The organism is Streptomyces sp. CCM_MD2014, from assembly GCF_000772045.1.
GTDB classification, from domain to species: domain Bacteria; phylum Actinomycetota; class Actinomycetes; order Streptomycetales; family Streptomycetaceae; genus Streptomyces; species Streptomyces salinarius.
On record NZ_CP009754.1, the window covers coordinates 3,171,329 to 3,189,117 of the forward strand.

General features: G+C 70.4%; 13 protein-coding genes. 4 read left to right on the forward strand and 9 right to left on the reverse strand.

Features of this window, described 5'->3' with window-relative positions:
* Positions 1 to 95: 95 nt before the first annotated feature.
* From NI25_RS13685 to NI25_RS13700, 4 genes are all read right to left on the reverse strand, one after another.
* A complete protein-coding gene (locus tag NI25_RS13685; RefSeq protein ID WP_061442716.1) occupies positions 96 to 1,907 on the reverse strand; it encodes an ABC transporter substrate-binding protein in 1,812 nt (603 codons plus the stop codon).
* 101 nt (positions 1,908 to 2,008) lie between these two features.
* Entirely contained in the window at positions 2,009 to 3,043 is a 1,035-nt protein-coding gene (locus NI25_RS13690) for an ABC transporter permease (RefSeq protein WP_061442717.1), read from the reverse strand.
* A gap of 691 nt (positions 3,044 to 3,734) precedes the next feature.
* The gene (typA, locus tag NI25_RS13695; RefSeq protein WP_061442718.1) at positions 3,735 to 5,651 is read right to left on the reverse strand and encodes a translational GTPase TypA; all 1,917 of its coding nucleotides are present in this window, start codon (positions 5,649 to 5,651) and stop codon (positions 3,735 to 3,737) included.
* A gap of 132 nt (positions 5,652 to 5,783) precedes the next feature.
* Positions 5,784 to 8,018, reverse strand: coding sequence for an ABC transporter family substrate-binding protein (locus tag NI25_RS13700; protein ID WP_061442719.1), 2,235 nt, complete (start codon positions 8,016 to 8,018; stop codon positions 5,784 to 5,786).
* Positions 8,019 to 8,344: 326 nt separating this feature from the next.
* Between NI25_RS13700 and NI25_RS13705 the strand changes: the two genes are divergently transcribed.
* From NI25_RS13705 to NI25_RS13720, 4 genes are read left to right on the forward strand one after another with little or no spacing between them, the layout of a single operon-like run.
* The gene (locus tag NI25_RS13705) at positions 8,345 to 8,635 is read left to right on the forward strand and encodes a hypothetical protein (RefSeq protein ID WP_061442720.1); all 291 of its coding nucleotides are present in this window, start codon (positions 8,345 to 8,347) and stop codon (positions 8,633 to 8,635) included.
* Between the two features lie 28 nt (positions 8,636 to 8,663).
* The gene (locus NI25_RS13710) at positions 8,664 to 9,497 is read left to right on the forward strand and encodes a hypothetical protein (protein ID WP_061442721.1); all 834 of its coding nucleotides are present in this window, start codon (positions 8,664 to 8,666) and stop codon (positions 9,495 to 9,497) included.
* A 16-nt stretch (positions 9,498 to 9,513) separates the two neighbouring features.
* Positions 9,514 to 11,463 carry a fumarate reductase/succinate dehydrogenase flavoprotein subunit gene (locus NI25_RS13715; protein ID WP_061442722.1) on the forward strand — a complete coding sequence of 650 codons (1,950 nt, stop codon included), beginning with the start codon at positions 9,514 to 9,516 and terminating at the stop codon, positions 11,461 to 11,463.
* The gene (locus NI25_RS13720; RefSeq protein WP_061442723.1) at positions 11,460 to 12,239 is read left to right on the forward strand and encodes a succinate dehydrogenase/fumarate reductase iron-sulfur subunit; all 780 of its coding nucleotides are present in this window, start codon (positions 11,460 to 11,462) and stop codon (positions 12,237 to 12,239) included. The genes NI25_RS13715 and NI25_RS13720 overlap by 4 nt, the downstream gene beginning before the upstream one ends.
* Here the strand turns inward: NI25_RS13720 and NI25_RS13725 are convergent.
* From NI25_RS13725 to NI25_RS13745, 5 genes are all read right to left on the reverse strand, one after another.
* Entirely contained in the window at positions 12,236 to 13,390 is a 1,155-nt protein-coding gene (locus NI25_RS13725; RefSeq protein WP_061442724.1) for a glycosyl hydrolase family 18 protein, read from the reverse strand. The genes NI25_RS13720 and NI25_RS13725 overlap by 4 nt on opposite strands.
* 242 nt (positions 13,391 to 13,632) lie before the next feature.
* Positions 13,633 to 16,284 carry a SpoIIE family protein phosphatase gene (locus NI25_RS13730; protein ID WP_061442725.1) on the reverse strand — a complete coding sequence of 884 codons (2,652 nt, stop codon included), beginning with the start codon at positions 16,282 to 16,284 and terminating at the stop codon, positions 13,633 to 13,635.
* Between the two features lie 298 nt (positions 16,285 to 16,582).
* Positions 16,583 to 16,993: an ATP-binding protein gene (locus NI25_RS13735; protein WP_061442726.1), complete on the reverse strand. Its 411-nt coding sequence runs from the start codon at positions 16,991 to 16,993 to the stop codon at positions 16,583 to 16,585.
* Between the two features lie 60 nt (positions 16,994 to 17,053).
* A complete protein-coding gene (locus NI25_RS13740; protein ID WP_061442727.1) occupies positions 17,054 to 17,488 on the reverse strand; it encodes a (deoxy)nucleoside triphosphate pyrophosphohydrolase in 435 nt (144 codons plus the stop codon).
* Positions 17,489 to 17,531: 43 nt separating this feature from the next.
* Positions 17,532 to 17,723, reverse strand: coding sequence for an SPOR domain-containing protein (locus NI25_RS13745; protein WP_061442728.1), 192 nt, complete (start codon positions 17,721 to 17,723; stop codon positions 17,532 to 17,534).
* Positions 17,724 to 17,789 lie beyond the last annotated feature (66 nt).

Sequence of the window (17,789 nt, forward strand, 5' to 3'; positions counted from 1 at the left end):
ATGCTCTCTTCGGGAACGCGACGGCGGACGGAGACGACCCCCGTGGGGGTGCGCCCCGGTCGGCGCGCACCCCCGCGGTCAGCCGGGCCGGCGGGCTACGGCTGCTTCAGGTACAGGTCGTTGATGTCGATGTAGCTCGACTCGTTGCTGTACCGGGCACCGCCGATGTTCGATCCGTAGAGCTGGATCTGCTTGGAGTAGTAGACCGGGGCCGCCGGGTTGATCTCCTCCACGATCCGGTGGTGGGCCTCCTCCCAGGTCTTGGCCGCCTCCTCGGGCTCCTGCGTCAGGGCCTTCTTGATCAGCGCGTTGACCTCGGCGTCGTTGATGTGCGAGTAGTTGGACGCGCCGTCGGCGACCAGTTCACCGTCGTAGACCGGGGTGATGACCGTGGAGGCGCTGGGCCAGTCCTGGCCCCATCCGGTCATGTAGAGGTCGTACGGGTTCTTCAGCTTGCCGACCTGCTCGTAGAAGCTGGCCCGGTCGATCTCCTTGGCCTGGACATCGAAGCCGATCTTCGCCAGGGCGTCCTTGATGATGACCATCTGGGCCTGGCCGCGCGGGGTGTTGGAGTAGGCGTAGGTGAGCTTCGTGCCCTCCTGGACACCCGCCTCCTTCAGCAGCTGCTTGGCCTTCTCCGGGTCGCCGTTGGGCTTCTTGAGCTTGCCGAACGGGTCGTACTTCGGGTCGAAGTTCGGCAGGGTCGGCGCGAGCAGGCCGCCGGCGACCTCGCCGCCGTAACGGCCGCCGTCCGCCTGGACCATGGACTCGTTCGGGATCGCGTAGGTGATCGCGTCGCGGACCTTCTTGTCCTTCAGGCGGTCCAGGTTGAAGGTGAGCTGCCACACGTAGACCTGGTAGCCCTGGATGGTACGTTTCTTCGTCGCCGGGTCGCTGATGACCTTCGACATCTGGGCCGGGTCGACCGAGTCCGTGAACTGGATGGCGTTCTTGGCCTCGCCCTGGTCGGCGATGAGCCGCTTGGTCTGGCTGGCCTGGTCGATGGTGCTGGTGAAGTTGTAACCGTCGACGTACTGGTGCCGCACCGAGTCCGTCTTCGGGTCCCACTGGTCGTTCTTGACCAGTTTCATCGACTTGCCGGGTTTGTACTCGGCGATCTTGTAGGGGCCGAGGGACGCGGGGGCGTCGTCGTACTTCTCCTTCGTGTCCCGCTTCTCGGGCACGATGGCGTAACCGGCCATGGCGAGGGCCTGCGGGAGGTCCGGGCGCGGCTGGTCGAAGTGGAAGACGACCGTCTTGTCGTCCGGCGTCTCCAGCACCGAGTCCGGCAGGTGCTTGCCCTTGTAGGGGCCGTCCGGCAGCGCCTTGCGGTAGTCGTTGCCGGAGAGCCAGGACTGGATGTAGGTCGGACCGTCGAAGATCACCTTCGAGTACAGGCGCTCGATGCTGTGCCGGACGTCCGCCGAGGTGATGGCGTTGCCCTGGTCGTCCTTGATGTTGTCCTTGAGCTTGTACGTCCAGGTCTTGCCGCCGTCGGAGGACTGGCCGGAGTCGGTGGCGAGGTCGCCGACGACCGTCAGGTTGCCCTTCTCGTCCTCCTGGTAGTTCGTCAGGCCGCGGTGGATCAGGTTGGCGAACTGGCCGGCGTCGCTGACGTAGATCTGGCCCGGGTCGAGGTGGGTCAGGTCCGACTGCATGTACACGTTGATGAACCCGCCGGGCTTCGCGCCGGGGACGTCCTCGGCCGGACCGTTGGACGCGGCGGCGTCGCCGTAGGACACGGGGTCCTGCTGCTCGGCGGCGTCCTTCTGGTTCTTGGCGTCGCTCTTGCCCTTGCCGCCGCCGTTGTTGTCGCCGGAGCAGCCGGTCAGCACCAGCGCGCCGGCCACGATGGCCACGGCTATGGCGCGCGTCGTGCGCGTGGTGCGGGTTCTGATGGGCTTCATGATGCCGATCCACCTGCCTGTCGATAGTTGTCCACGAGTGCTGCCTGACGGTCCGGAAGCCCGGCACGGGGGTGGCAGCGCCCCCACCCACCAATGGACGGTTAGCGTCCGGTCTTGGGGTCGAATGCGTCCCGGACGGAGTCGCCGAGAAGGTTGAAGGAGAGGACGAAGACGACCAGCGCCACTCCCGGGAAGAACATGAACATCGGGTCCTGCTCGTACACGTCGGCACCGATGGCGAACATGCGGCCCCAGTCCGGGGTCGGTTCGACGAAGCCCACACCGATGTAGGACAGGAAGGCGATGGACAGGATGGTGCTCGGGAGGATGTAGGTGGCCTGCACCAGGATCGGTGTGACGATGTTCGGCAGGATCTCCTTGCGCACGATGCGCCAGGGAGAGGCCCCGGACACCTTGGCCGCCTCCACGAACTCCCGCTCACGCAGGGTCAGTACCGATCCGCGCACCAGCCGGGCGAGCCCCATCCAGCCGAGGAACCACATCACCAGGGTGATGGCCACGGCTCTGAGGTAGGTGGGGGTCTCGTCCTGCGGGGATACGAACATCGCGGTCACGACGGGCATGAAGGCGATGAAGAACAACTGCTGCGGGAAGGCCAGGAAGAAGTCGGTGACGCGCCCCAGCCAGTAGTCCACCCGGCCGCCGAAGAAGCCGCTGACCATCCCGATGAGCACGCCGGTGACGACGCAGAGCGTGGTGACGAGCACGGCCATGTACAGGGAGGTGCGCATGCCGTACAGCAGCATGGTGAACACGTCGCGGCCCAGCTTGGGTTCGACGCCGAACCAGAAGTCGCCCGACATGCCGCCGAACGAGCCCGAGGGCATGGCGAAGTCGTCCAGGAGGAAGGGGTATTCGGGCTCCCGGGAGTACAGCGTGTAGGGGTTCTTCCCGTACGCCTTCGCGATGAGCGGGGCGAGTGCGGCGACGACGAAGTAGAGGAGCACGACGCAGGCGGAGACCACCCCGGTGCGGTCGCGTTTGAACCGGAGCCACATCAACTGCCCTGGTGACCGGCCTTCGTGACCCTTCTCCTCCCCCGTCTTGGCGGGCTTGGGAGCATCGTCGGCGACGGCTGCGGTTCCGCCGTCCTCAATGTCGATTGGACTTGTCACAATTCGTCCGTTTCACAGGTGTGGGTGTGCCGAACCGGCGACTGGCGCGGGGTGTGCGCCATCGCGGTACGGATCATGAAGAAGCGTCGGGACGTTCCGGAGGACACCGGAAACCCGCAGCCGGACGCGCGTAGCCGGATGCCCGGACTTCAGCGGCCGGCCCGCTCCTCAGAGTCGGTCGCCGTCCGACGGTGCGCAGTTGCGGGCGACGGACCGTGTGACCCACCTGGTGTTCGTGACACCGCGCATGGGACTCCTCCTCATGACTCCACGTGTTCACCGACAGGAGGGGGCGTTCATCCGGCTTCCGACACCCCTGACGGAAGCTCAGCCGACCCCTGGTGCTCGTGAGTCGGGCACTGTCCCCACAGCGCTTGACCCATTGACCCGAGCGTTACGCGGCTAACTATCTGCCATGAGCAGAAGAACCGACCACCGTCTTTAAATCTCAATTCAGTCACAGCTCAGGGGTGGATCTTCCAAAATCTGGACAAACCGTTCGGGACGAGAAGACCGCGAAACGGACGTGTTACATGGGTATCGGGCGTCGCTCTCCGCGTTTCGGACACAAGGCGCCTCCCGGAGGGTCATCGCGGGGCCTCCGGCGCTCGGAAAACCAGTTGAAAAAGCCCGGGCACCCCCACGATGGGGGCACCCGGGCTCCGTTGTGTGCCGCCGTGCGGCAGCCGGATCAGCCGTGCTTGGCGCGGCTCGCGGCGCGGGCGCGCTCGCGGGCGTCCAGGTTCACCTTGCGGATGCGAACGGCCTCCGGGGTCACCTCGACGCACTCGTCGTCGCGGCAGAACTCCAGCGACTGCTCCAGCGAGAGCTTGCGCGGCGGGACGATCGACTCGGTCACGTCGGCCGTGGACGACCGCATGTTGGTGAGCTTCTTCTCCTTGGTGATGTTGACGTCCATGTCGTCGGCGCGGGAGTTCTCGCCGACGATCATGCCCTCGTACACCTCGGTGCCGGGCTCGGTGAAGAGCACGCCGCGCTCCTGGAGGTTCGTCATCGCGAACGCGGTGACGGCGCCGGAGCGGTCGGCGACCAGCGAGCCGTTGTTGCGCGTCGTCAGGGTGCCGAACCAGGGCTCGTGACCCTCGTGGATGGAGTGGGCGATGCCGGTGCCGCGGGTCTGGGTGAGGAACTCCGTCCGGAATCCGATCAGACCGCGCGAGGGCACCACGAACTCCATGCGGACCCAGCCCGAGCCGTGGTTGGACATGTTGTCCATCCGGCCCTTGCGGACGCCCATGAGCTGCGTGACCGCGCCCATGTGCTCCTCGGGCACGTCGATCGTCATGCGCTCGACGGGCTCGTGCACCTTGCCGTCGATCTCGCGCGTGACGACCTGCGGCTTGCCGACGGTCAGCTCGTAGCCCTCGCGGCGCATGGTCTCGACCAGGATGGCCAGCGCCAGCTCACCGCGGCCCTGCACCTCCCAGGCGTCCGGCCGGTCGGTGTCCAGGACGCGGAGCGAGACGTTGCCGATCAGCTCGCGGTCCAGGCGGTCCTTGACCTGGCGGGCGGTGACCTTGCGGTCCTTGACGGCCGCCTTGTTGTCCGCGCCCTTGCCGGTGGCGCCGCGGCCGACCAGCGGGGAGGTGTTGGTGCCGATGGTCATGGAGATCGCGGGCTCGTCCACCGTGATCAGCGGCAGCGGGACCGGGTTCTCCTGGTCGGCCAGGGTCTCGCCGATCATGATGTCGGGGATGCCGGCGACCGCGCAGATGTCACCGGGGCCGGCCTTCTCGGCGGGCTTGCGGGTGAGCGCCTCGGTCATCATCAGCTCGGAGATCCGCACGTTCTGCACGGAGCCGTCGCGCTTCATCCAGGCGACGGTCTGGCCCTTCTTCAGCTCGCCCTGGTGCACGCGCAGCAGCGCGATGCGGCCGAGGAAGTTGTCGGCGTCCAGGTTGGTGACGTGCGCCTGGAGCGGGGCCTCGGCGTCGTAGGTCGGCGCCGGGATGTAGTCCAGGATCGTCGAGAAGAACGGCTCCAGGCTGGTGGAGTCGGCGGGGACCGTGCCGTCCTCGGGCTTGGTGAGGGAGGCGACGCCGTCGCGGCCGCAGGCGTAGACGATCGGGAACTCGATCTGCTCCTCGTCGGCGTCCAGGTCGAGGAAGAGGTCGTAGGTCTCGTTGACGACCTCGTCGATCCGGGCGTCCGGGCGGTCCGTCTTGTTGATGCACAGGATGATCGGCAGCCGCTGGGCGAGCGCCTTGCGCAGCACGAAGCGGGTCTGCGGCAGCGGACCCTCGGAGGCGTCCACGAGCAGCACGACACCGTCGACCATCGACAGACCGCGCTCGACCTCGCCGCCGAAGTCGGCGTGGCCGGGGGTGTCGATGATGTTGATCGTGATCGGGTCCCCGCCGTCCTTCGGGTGGTACTTCACCGCGGTGTTCTTGGCGAGGATCGTGATGCCCTTCTCACGCTCCAGGTCGTTCGAGTCCATCATGCGGTCGTCGACGGAGTCGAGCTGGTGCGCGGCGAAGGCACCGGCCTGCTTGAGCATTCCGTCGACGATCGTGGTCTTGCCGTGGTCGACGTGGGCAACGATGGCGACGTTGCGGATGTCGTGACGCGTGGTGGACGCGGTCATATGAGGCGTACTCCCGGAGGGTGTGATGACGGCCCTCGCGGACGTCCGTGTCACGCGGGCCTGCCGGGCGGTACATGCCACGGCCTCACCCAATGGTACGGGGCTCCGGAGACTGCGGCTTGCCGGGAGGGTTCAGGAGGAGGAGGCGGACGAGGAGGACGACGTGGACGGGGCGGAGGGACGGGAGCCCTGGGCGCCCTTCTTGAGGAAGCCCATGTCCTCGTAGACCGGCGTCTCGAAGCCGAAGGCTCCCGCGTTGGCGAGGTTCTTGCGGGCCACCGTCAGCTCGGGGCGCTGGTAGAGCGGGATGGAGCCGGCCGCGGCCCAGATCCGCGAGTCCGCCTTGCGCAGCAGGTCCCGGGCCTCCTTCTGGTCCAGGGTGGTCATGGCCCGGTCGAAGAGCTGGTCGACCTGGTCGGTGCCGACCCGGGTGTAGTTCTGCGCGACGTTCAGGGAGCCGTCGGCGGCCGGGACGGGCTTGGCGTAGATGGGGCGGGCGTCGGTGGCCGGGAAGGCGGAGGCGGGCCAGGAGTAGAGCGCCAGGTCGTACTCGCCGGCGGCGATGTGGTCCTTGAAGTAGCTCTCGTCCGGCACCTTGGTGATCTCGGTGCCGATGCCGATCTCCTTCAGCATGTCCGTGATGCGGTCGGCCACGGTCCGCAGGGTCTCGGAGCCGGGGCCCGAGGGGAGCACGAAGCGCAGGGTGAGTGCCTTGCCGTCCTTGGCGAGCGGGGCCGCCGCCGAGCCGGCGGGGGCCGCGGTGCCCTTGGGCGCGTAGGCGCCGGGGGCGCCGCCCTGAGCGGTGTTCTTGCCGCTGCTGTGCTTCTCGCCACTTTCCAGGTCGGCGCCGTCGTCGCTCTTGCGCTCCGCGTTCTTGTTGTCCTCGCCGACGATGTACGTGCCGTCGTCGTCGCCCTCGGACTTCTTCTTCTCCTCGTCCTTCTCGTCCTTCTCGGCGCCGGCCGCCTTCTCGCCGTCCTTCTTCACCGGGCCGCCGCGCACCCACCCTGCGTCCGCGAGCAGGGCCCGGGCCTCCTTGGCGTTCTGCTCGCCCAGCGCGCCGCTGCCGTCGGCGTAGGCGGGCTGGCCGGACAGGGCGAGGTGGCTGCCGACGGGCTCGGCGGGCAGGCCGAGCGGCTTCAGCACCGCCTCGGCCAGCTTCTCGCGGTCCAGGGCGCGGGCCACGGCCCTGCGGACGCGTTCGTCGGCGAGGGGGCCGCCGGAGCCGTTGAGGGCGAGCTGGGTGTAGGCGGGTTCCAGGGACTTGCGGACCTCGAAGCCGCTCAGCGCCTTCTGCCGGCGTGCGGCCTTCGCCTCGGCCTCGCGCCGCTCCTCGCGGGCGAGGATCTCCTCCTCGGCGGCCTCCTCGTCGGAGCCGTTGGCGACGGCCCAGGAACGCAGCGCCTCGGCGGCGGACCCGCCCGGGGCGCCCGCGGCCGGGGAGCCCTGCGGACCCATCAGCGGGGCGCCGGTGGCCGGGTCCCGGGGTGCCGCGGCCAGGGTGACCTCGTCGGCGGTCTCCGGGTCGATCTCCGCGAGGTCGAGCTTGCCGGCGACCAGTTCGGAGACGCGCTCGTCGCGGGGTACGGCCCGCAGCACGATCTTGTCCAGCTTCGCCGGCTCGCCCCACCAGCGCGGGTTGCCGGTGAGGACGACCTGGTCGGCCTTGGTGTCGACCTTCTTGACCGTGAAGGGCCCGGCGGTGACCTTGAGCGACCGCCGCGCGCCGTCGTTGAAGGCGTCGGGGGTGCCCGTCACGTCCTTCGGGTACAGCGGCGAGAACAGGGCCTTCCAGTCGGCGTAGGGCCGGCTGAAGGTGACCTTGACCTCGAGGTCGTTCGCGCCGCGCTCGATCTTCTCGATGCGGTCGTAGCCGGCGTTGCGGGCGGTCCAGTAGGCGCTGTCCTTGCCGGACAGGGCGCGCCACTGGGCGGCGAAGTCCGCGGCGCCGATCTCCCGGCCGTCGCTCCAGACGGCCTGCTGGTTCAGCTTGTAGACGACGACCTGCTTGGGCTCGGTGTCGACGACCTCGGCCGACTCCAGGTAGTCGGGGTTGCGCACCGGACTGCCGTTCTCGTCCATCCGGTACATCGAGGGCAGCACGGCCTGGGCGACGCGGGTCGTGGTCGCGTCGGCGTCCGACTGGAAGGTGTTCAGCGTGTCCGGTACGGAGTCCACGGCCCAGCGCAGGGTGCCGCCGTCGGAGACGGAGGCGCGGGTCGCGGCGGCGACGTCCTGTGCGGCGAGCGGCTTGCCGGCCGGGTCCTCGGAGGTGCAGCCGGCCAGCGCGGGGACCGCGAGGACACCCGCGGAGAGGAAGGCGACCGAACGCATGACCGCGCGCGGTCCGACGCCGACGTGGGACATCTCTGCTACCTCCGGAAGGCCGCGTTTGCTGCGTGGTGCCGTATTTGCCGTATGTGCGGTATTCAAGTTGATCATTTGTATCCGGACGGGGATGCGGCCACTGAAGGGGAAACGGTTCGGCCACGCCGGGAGACACGGCGACGACGGTGCGTAAGCTCACCCGTGCGGCTCAACACCACCCGCGCTGCGCCGACACGCCCCGGCCAATCGGTGCACGTCCCTTCCCAGCGACCGGTGTGACGCGCGACACTCTCAGGCGCATGCGCGTCGCCCCCGAGCCCGGCCCGGCGACTGTCTGCCGTGTCCGACGGAAGTGAGGTCACGTCTTGTCCGTGCACGACGATCTGTCATCCGTGCAGCGCAGCCTCGACGAACTGGCCCGGACGGTGACCCGGCTGGAACAGCAGCTGGGCAGCGGCGGCCTGGAAGTCCGCCGGGTCCGCACCGACGCCGACCACCTGCGCGAGAGTCTCGCGCTGCTGCGGGCGGCGGCTGCCGCGCCGGACGCGCCGAAGCGTCCGGACCTCGTACCGATCCCCGACACGCCCTACGACGGCTCGCTGTGGACGGACTCGGACGACGAGGGCCTCGGCGCCCGCGACCGCCGCGCCCCCTGAACCCGACCCGACCGACCGGAGTCGCCCAGTGGCCACTGGTACGGAACCCCCAGCCACCGACCCCCGTACGCGTGGCGGCGTGCACACCCCGACGCGCGCCGCCATCCGCGCCCCGCACCTGCGCACCGACCGCTGGTGGCTGGCACCGGCCGCCACCGCGGCGGGCCTGCTGGCCTTCGTCGTCTACTCGACCTGGCGGGCCTTCGCGGGCGCGGACTACTACGCGGCCCCCTACGTCTCGCCCTTCTACTCCCCCTGCCTGGCGGAGAACTGCGAGCCGATGCGCTCGGGGCCCAACTGGGAACTCTTCGGCACCTGGTGGGGCATCTCCCCCGCGATCGTCATCCTGGTCTTCCCGCTCGGCTTCCGCCTGACCTGCTACTACTACCGCAAGGCCTACTACCGGGGCTTCTGGGCGTCCCCGCCCGCCTGCGCGGTGGCCGAGCCGCACAAGAAGTACACCGGCGAGACCCGCTTCCCGCTGATCCTGCAGAACGTCCACCGGTACTTCTTCTACGCGGCGCTCCTGGTCGCGGGCATCCTCACCTACGACACCGTGCTCGCCTTCCGCGACGAGCACTACGCGTGGGGGCACATGGGGCTCGGCACCCTGGTGTTCCTGGCCAACATCGTGCTGATCTGGGCGTACACCCTCTCCTGCCACTCCTGCCGGCACATCGTCGGCGGCAAGCTGAAGCACTTCTCGCGGCACCCCGTGCGCTACCGGATGTGGCAGCTGGCCGGCCGGCTCAACGCCCGGCACATGCAGCTCGCCTGGGCGTCACTGGTGAGCGTGGCGCTCGCCGACTTCTACGTGTACCTCGTCGCGTCCGGTGTCTTCGACGATCCGCGCTTCTTCTGATGAGTGAGGCCTTCTGATGTCCGTGGTCGACCGGCAGGAATGGGACGTCGTCGTGGTGGGCGCGGGCGGCGCCGGGCTGCGCGCCGCCGTCGAGGCCCGCGAGCGGGGCGCGCGTACGGCCGTGATCTGCAAGTCGCTGTTCGGCAAGGCGCACACCGTGATGGCCGAGGGCGGCATCGCCGCCTCCATGGGCAACGTCAACTCCGGCGACAACTGGCAGGTCCACTTCCGCGACACCATGCGCGGCGGCAAGTTCCTCAACCAGTGGCGGATGGCCGAGCTGCACGCCCAGGAGGCCCCGCAGCGGGTGTGGGAGCTGGAGACCTGGGGCGCGCTGTTCGACCGTACGAAGGACGGCCGGATCTCGCAGCGCAACTTCGGCGGCCACGAGTACCCGCGCCTCGCCCACGTCGGCGACCGCACGGGCCTGGAGCTGATCCGCACCCTCCAGCAGAAGATCGTCTCGCTGCAGCAGGAGGACTTCCGCGAGACCGGGGACCACGAGTCCCGGCTGAAGGTCTTCCAGGAGTGCACGGTCACCCGCGTGCTCAAGGAGGACCGCAGGGTCTCCGGGGTCTTCGGCTACGAGCGCGAGAGCGGCCGCTTCTTCGTCCTCCAGGCACCCTCGGTGGTGATCGCCACGGGCGGCATCGGCAAGTCGTTCAAGGTGACCTCGAACTCGTGGGAGTACACGGGTGACGGCCACGCCCTGGCGCTGCTGGCCGGGGCGCCGCTGCTCAACATGGAGTTCGTGCAGTTCCACCCGACGGGCATGGTCTGGCCGCCCTCGGTCAAGGGCATCCTCGTCACCGAGTCGGTGCGCGGCGACGGCGGGGTGCTGCGCAACTCCGAGGGCAAGCGGTTCATGTTCGACTACATCCCCGACGTCTTCAAGGAGAAGTACGCCGAGTCGGAGGAGGAGGGCGACCGCTGGTACGACGACCCGGACCACAACCGCCGCCCTCCGGAGCTGCTCCCCCGCGACGAGGTCGCCCGCGCGATCAACGCCGAGGTGAAGGAGGGCCGCGGTTCACCGCACGGCGGGGTCTTCCTGGACGTGTCGACCCGGATGTCCGCCGACGTGATCCGGCGCCGGCTGCCGTCGATGTACCACCAGTTCAAGGAGCTGGCGGACGTGGACATCACGGCGGAGGCGATGGAGGTCGGGCCCACCTGCCACTACGTGATGGGCGGGATCGCCGTCGACTCCGACACCGCCGCCGCCCGCGGAGTGCCGGGGCTGTTCGCGGCCGGTGAGGTGGCCGGCGGGATGCACGGCTCCAACCGGCTGGGCGGCAACTCGCTCTCCGACCTGCTGGTGTTCGGCCGCCGGGCGGGCCGGTACGCGGCCGAGTACGCGGCGGGGCAGACGGACGAGGGCACGCGCGCCCGGGTCGACGACGCGCAGGTCGACGCCGCCGCCGCGGAGGCGCTGCGGCCGTTCTCCGCCGAGGCGCACGAGCCCGCCGACGGCCCGCCGGAGAACCCGTACACCCTCCACCAGGAACTCCAGCAGACGATGAACGACCTGGTCGGCATCATCCGCCGCGAGGCGGAGATGAAGCAGGCCCTGGAGAAGCTGGCGGAGCTGCGGACGCGGGCCCGCCGGGCCGGGGTGGAGGGGCACCGGCAGTTCAACCCGGGCTGGCACCTGGCCCTGGACCTGCGCAACATGCTGCTGGTCAGCGAGTGCGTGGCGCGGGCCGCGCTGGAGCGCACCGAGTCGCGCGGCGGGCACACCCGCGAGGACCATCCGTCGATGGACCGGCGCTGGCGCCCGGCCAACCTGGTCTGCTCGCTGGCCGACCCGTCGGGCGGGCTCGCGGCGACGGACCCGGAGCGCGGCCGGATCGCCCTGGAGCGGCAGACCACCGAGCCGATCCGGCCCGACCTGCTCGCCCTCTTCGAGAAGGAGGAGCTGGTGAAGTACCTCGCCGACGAGGAACTGGAGGGCCTGTCCGAATGAGCGGCTACGAGGCCCGCTTCAAGGTGTGGCGCGGTGACGTGGAGGGCGGCGGCCTCGAGGACTTCACGGTCGAGGTGAACGAGGGCGAGGTGGTCCTCGACATCATCCACCGCCTCCAGGCCACCCAGGCCCCCGACCTCGCGGTGCGCTGGAACTGCAAGGCGGGCAAGTGCGGGTCGTGTTCGGCGGAGATCAACGGACGGCCGCGACTGCTGTGCATGACCCGCATGTCCGTCTTCACCCGCGAGGAGACGGTCACCGTCACTCCGCTGCGCGCCTTCCCGGTGATCCGGGACCTGGTGACGGACGTCGGCTTCAACTACACCAAGGCACGCGAGGTCCCGGCCTTCGTGCCGCCCGCCGACCTGGGGCCGGGCGAGTACCGGATGATGCAGGAGGACGTGGACCGCTCGCAGGAGTTCCGCAAGTGCATCGAGTGCTTCCTGTGCCAGGACACCTGCCATGTCGTGCGGGACCACGAGGAGAACAAGCCCGCCTTCGCCGGCCCGCGCTTCCTCATGCGCGTCGCCGAGCTGGACATGCACCCGCTCGACGCCGCCGCCGACACCGGCCTGGACCGGTCGCGCACCGCCCAGGACGACCACGGCCTCGGCTACTGCAACATCACCAAGTGCTGCACGGAGGTCTGTCCCGAGGGGATCAGGATCACGGACAACGCGCTGATCCCCCTGAAGGAGCGGGCCGTCGACCGCAAGTACGACCCGTTGGTGTGGCTGGGGTCGAAGATCGGACGGCGCCGGTCCGACCGGGCTTAGCGCACCCAGCCGTCCCGGTACTCCTTCCAGTTCGCGTCCGTGGCCGCGAAGTCGATGTACGGGGCGACGCCGAAGAGCTCGCGGTCGGCGTCGGTCCGGGACAGTCCGAGGCGGACGCCGCGTACGGCGGCGGCGACGGTCTCGGCGTGGCCCCAGTGGTCGAAGTTGCTCTCGTGGTAGAAGGGCAGGCCCATCAGCAGGTGGGTCGTGGGCGGGGTGACCTCGAGGGCGAGTGAGGTCTGCTGGGCCACGTAACCGCCGTAGGTGCCCTCCAGCGGCTGTGCGGTGTCGTAGGACATCACCGCGATCTGGTCGACGCGCCGGGCGACCTGGCCGAAGAACTCCTGCGACCACCACTTGGGGTGCTTGGTGAACAGCCCGAAGACGGAGTGGAGGGCCGGCAGCGGGTCGATCTGGTGGGCGGCCACGGAGAGTTGCGCGTCGCGGGCACGGGTGACGGCGCGTACGTCGTCCAGGAGGGAGAGGTAGTTCCGGTCGCCCGAGTGCAGCGGCTCCAGGTCCAGGTGGACTCCGTCGTAGCCCACGTCCAGGACCTGGCGGGCGGAGTCGACGACGGCGGCGCGGGTGGCGGCCTTGTCCAGGCGCATGCCGTCGGGGCCCTCGGTGGCCAGGACGTCGCCGAGGAAGGCCTGGACGCGGACGCCGGGCAGCTCGCGGTGCACGCCGTCGATCAGCCAGCGGGCCCTGGGGTAGAGGGACTCGGGCAACGTGCCGTCGTGTTCCATCGGGCCGGTGTGGACGTACAGGTCGCGGATTCCGGTGGTCCTGAGGCTGCGGGCCAGCGCGGTGAGGTCCGCGTCCTTCTTGCGGCCGTCGACCCAGGCGTGGCCGAGCCACATCGCGTCGCGGTCGCGGGTGTGGGTGCCGTCGGCCGGGTCGCCCATGTAGTTGATGCGAAGGGCGGTCTCGGCGGTGAGGAGGGGGAGGAGCAGGACGAGGAGGACGGTGAGGGCCGTCCGGCGGGTCCTGCGGAGCCGCTTCTTCTTCTCTGGTTTCCCGCCCGCACCGCCGGTGCCGCTTTCCTTGTCGCGTGCGGGTGGCCCTTGCGGGGGCTGATCGCCGTCGGCGGCCGTCGCCTCGGTCGTCGGATCGGGCTTCGGTTCGGCGTCTGTGCGGTCCGTGCCCTCCACGGTGTCCCCTCCCTGTGGTCCGGCCCCGGCTCGCACCGGCCGGAAATCGTGCATACGCTGCGAGCGTGTTGCCTGCGGGGACGACTCGAACCGGCGTTCCGGTTGCGGTCAGGGGTGTGCGGGGATGATCTCCGCCGATCTGGTGCCGCCCCTGGTCACGGCCGGGGCGGCCCTGCTGCTGGCCGGGTACGGGCATGTGCGCCGCACCCGGCGGACCCGTACCCGGACGACTCCGGGCCGGGTCAGAACAGGCTCAGCAGGGCCTCCGCCGGGTCGGTGAGCTGGGTGTCGGCGCCCGGCAGGGGCAGCTCGAACCAGACCGTCTTGCCGCGCGGCGTACGGCGTGAGCCCCAGGCCGCGCTGAGCAGGCCGACCAGTTGCAGGCCGCGACCGCCCTCGTCGGTGTCGCGGGCCCGGCGCCGGCGCGGCTGGACCAGGCCGGAGTCCCAGACCTCGCAGACCAGGGTGCGGTCGAGGAGGAGGCGGAGTCTGATCTCGCCCTCGCCGTAGCGGAGCGCGTTGGTGACCAGTTCGCTGACGAGGAGTTCGGTGGTGTCGACCAGGGACTCCATGTCCCAGGCGAGCAGCTGGGCGCGGGCGTACTCACGGGCGCGGCCGACGCTGCGCGGCTCGCGCGGCAGGGTCCAGTCGCCGACGGAGTCGCCGGGCAGGCCCTGGACGCGGGCCATCAGCAGGGCGATGTCGTCCTCGCCGTGGTGGCTGTCGAGGGTGTTGAGGACCTGGTCGCAGACGTCCTCCAAGGGCTGTGCGGGGTCGGTGAGGGCGCCCACGAAGGCTTGGAGCCCCTCGTCCAGGGGGTGGTCGCGGCTCTCGACGAGGCCGTCGGTGTAGAGGGCCAGCAGGGCGCCCTCGGGCAGTTCGACCTCCACCTCCTCGAAGGGCTCTCCGCCGACGCCGAGCGGCAGGCCGGGCGGCACGTCCAGCATCAGCGCGGACTCGCCGGGCTCGACCAGGACCGGCGGCAGGTGGCCGGCGTTGGCGAAGGTGCAGCGCCGGGTCACCGAGTCGTAGACGGCGTACACGCAGGTCGCCAGGTAGACCTCGGACAGGTCGGCCTCGCGGGGGCGGCGGGCGGCGCGGGTGGCCTGCTGGACTCCTCCGGGTGCGCCGAGGCCGCGGGCGATCTCGTCCAGGTGGCCGAGCACCTCGGCCGGTTCGAGGTCGAGCTGGGCCAGGGTGCGTACGGCGGTGCGCAGTTCGCCCATCGCGACGGCGGCGCGCAGGCCGCGGCCCATGACGTCGCCGACGACCAGCGCGGTGCGGTGCCCGGGGAGTTCGATCACGTCGAACCAGTCGCCGCCGACCTCGCTGGCCCGGCCGGTGGCCGCGTTGCCGGGCAGGTAGCGGCAGGCGATGTCGAGTCCGGAGGCCTCGGGATCGCCGGGCGGGAGCAGGGAGCGCTGCAGGATCAGCGCGCGTTCGTGTTCGCGGCGGTAGAGGCGGGCGTTGTCGATGCAGACGGCGGCGCGCGCGGCCAGTTCCACGGCGAGGTTGCGGTCCCGGTCGCCGAACGGCTCGCTGCCCTTGGTGCGGGCGAACTGGACGAGTCCGACGACCGTGTCGTGGGCCACCATCGGCACGGCGAGTGTGGACTGCACGAGGCCGCCGTCCTCGGCGGGGACGGTGCGCGGCCGGGCGGTGCGCAGGGCGTCCGCGCAGGGCGAGTTGAACGGGTAGTGGTGGACGGCGCCGAGTTTGACGCGTTCGCCCGTGCCGAGGAACGGGGCGTCGGACACGGCGCTGGAGAAGGCGACGCGGCGCAGTTCCGCGCTGCCGTCGGCGAGGCCGGGCGGGGTCTCGTCGCCCACCAGCAGGCCCTGGTAGAGGTCGACGGTGGCCAGGTCGCAGAAGCCGGGGACGACGACGTCGAGGAGTTCGCGGGCGGTGGTCTCCAGGTCGAGGGAGTTGCCGATGCGGGCGCCGGCCTCGTTGAGGAGGGCGAGGTTGCGCCGGGCGGCCGCGGCCTCGCGGGCGGCCTGGCGGCGTGCGGTGATGTCGGTGCCGAGCCAGGCGACGCCGATGGGCCGGCCGGAACCGCTGTGCACGCGGTAGAGGTTGACGGACCAGTGGCGGTGTTCCTCCGAGCCCGGCACGAAGCCCGTGACGTGCATGTCCGTGATGGACTCGCCGGTCTCCAGGACCCGGCGCAGGGTCGCGGAGACCCGGTCGGCCTCGGCGCGCGGCAGGTAGTCGTGGACGCCCTTGCCGCGGTGGTCGTCGGGGGTGCCGCCGAAGGTGGAGGCGAACCGCTGGTTGGCGCGGCGCACCCTCAGGTCGGGGTCGATCAGCAGGAACCCGAAGGGAGACTGGCCGAATATGGCCTGCGAGGCGGCGAGGTCGGTCTCGATGCTGCGCAGGACGCGGACGTCGACGACGATGCAGACGGCGGCCTTCTCCCCGTCCTCGGTGCGCGTCGGCATGACGTACACCTCGGCCAGCCCTCGCTGTCCGCGCCGGCCGCCCGCACGCGGCCCGGTCGTCCCCGCCGCGTCGTCCGGCGTCCGGGAACCGCCGGGTGTCCGGATGTCGTCCGGCGTCCGGAAGGGGACCACGCCGGTCCACTCCCGGCCGTCGAGGATCTCGGTCATCTTGCGCTGGCCGCGCTCGCGCAGGTCGGGGTCGATGAAGGTCTCGATCGGGTCGGTGCCCACGGCGTCTTCCGCCCGGATGCCGAGCAGTTGTTCGGCGCGCAGGCTCCACTGGTCGACGAGCCCGTCGGGGCCGATGGAGAAGGAGGCGACCTTGATGTAGTCGTAGATGGAGCCGGGCGGGCTGCTCTGCCACACCGCGTCACCGAGTGGCGCCTGGTACGACGGGCCCTCGGGCTCCGTGGACTCCGTGGGCGTCTCGGCCCTCGCTGGTATCTCGCTCACGCGAACCGTCCCCTCCAGCTCACCGCGTCCGGCACCGGTCACCGGAGGCGGCTGCCCGCAGTATCCAGCACTACGGCGCCGCACGACACGGTGTTCACGATCACAGCACGGTCCCGATGGTTTTCGGTCCGGACCGTGACAACACTTCCAGTCTTCTAACCAGCGGACACGGCATCGAATCACGCAGTTCCAAACTGCCAGTGGCCTGAACCGCTTGACGGTCCGAGCGTTGGGAGGAACGGGGTCATTTCGGACATCGACCGAGACGACGGCCACGGTGTGTCACGAAACCGTGGCGTCAGTGCGGCAGGGCGAGTTCGAACCACACCGTCTTGCCCGCCTCACCGGGGCGGGTGCCCCAGCGCCGCGTGGCGGAGGCCACCAGCTGCAGACCCCGGCCGTCCTCGTCGTCGGGGCGGGCGACGCGCTCGCGGGGCGGGTCGGGCAGCGGGTCGGACACCTCCACCAGCAGGACCCCGGCGGCTCCGGCGGGCCCGCGCACCACGCGGACGCCGATGGGCCCGGTGGCGTGCCGCAGGGCGTTGGTGACCAGCTCGCTGACGAGCAGGGCGGCGACGTCCACGACGCTGTCGAGTTCCCACTCGCGCAGGGTGTGCCGGACCAGGGAGCGGGCGGTCCGCACGGCGTCCGGTGCCGCGGGGAAGACCCACTCGGCGCAGTCACCCTCGTTGTCGCTCACGCCGATCACTTCCCCGGCCGACGACCCCCACCGGTGTCCCTTTTCATGGGGTTAATGGGCACATACCCCTTATCCGGGCCCGGTACCGCGCGTCGCGCCCCTCGTCTGGAGTCGCAGGTGTGCGAGCACCCGCTCGACGGCCGGCACGTCCTGCTCGAGCCACGGCACGTCCCAGACCTGTGCGGGGGTCAGCCAGCGCAGGGCGTCGTGGTCCTCGAGGGGTTCGGGGGCGGCGGATGAGGGGAGCAGGCGGGCGGTCCACACCTGGAGGACGAACGGCGCCCTGAGGGGCCACTGTCCCGGGACGCGCTCACCGGTCTCGGCCGCCACCCCGAGTTCCTCGCGCAGTTCCCGCACGAGCGCCGCCTCGGGCGTCTCACCGGCCTCGACCTTGCCGCCGGGCAGCTCCCACCGTCCGGCCAGTTCGGCGGGTGCGCTGCGGCGTGCGGCGAGCAGGCGCCCGCCGTCGACCAGGGCGGCGCCCACCACGATCCGTTCCGTCATGCGCCGGAGCCTACGGCCTGACCGGCCGACGGGCCCCGGTGGATCAGTCCGCCGTGCCCGTGCCCGCCGCACCGAGCCTTTCGATCCAGTAGAGCTGCTTGTGTCCGCGACCGTCGAGGGTGTCCGCGATCTTCTGGGCCTCGGCCCGGGTCGCGTACCTGCCCACGCGGTAGCGATTGCCGTTGTCGTCCTGCCGGAAGACCAGCCAGGGAAGAGTGACCCCGCTGTCGTTCATGGCGCCCCTCCGCCTCCCGTTCCCGCCGTCCACGGCATCCGCCGCGCCCCGCCCGCCAAGGAAACC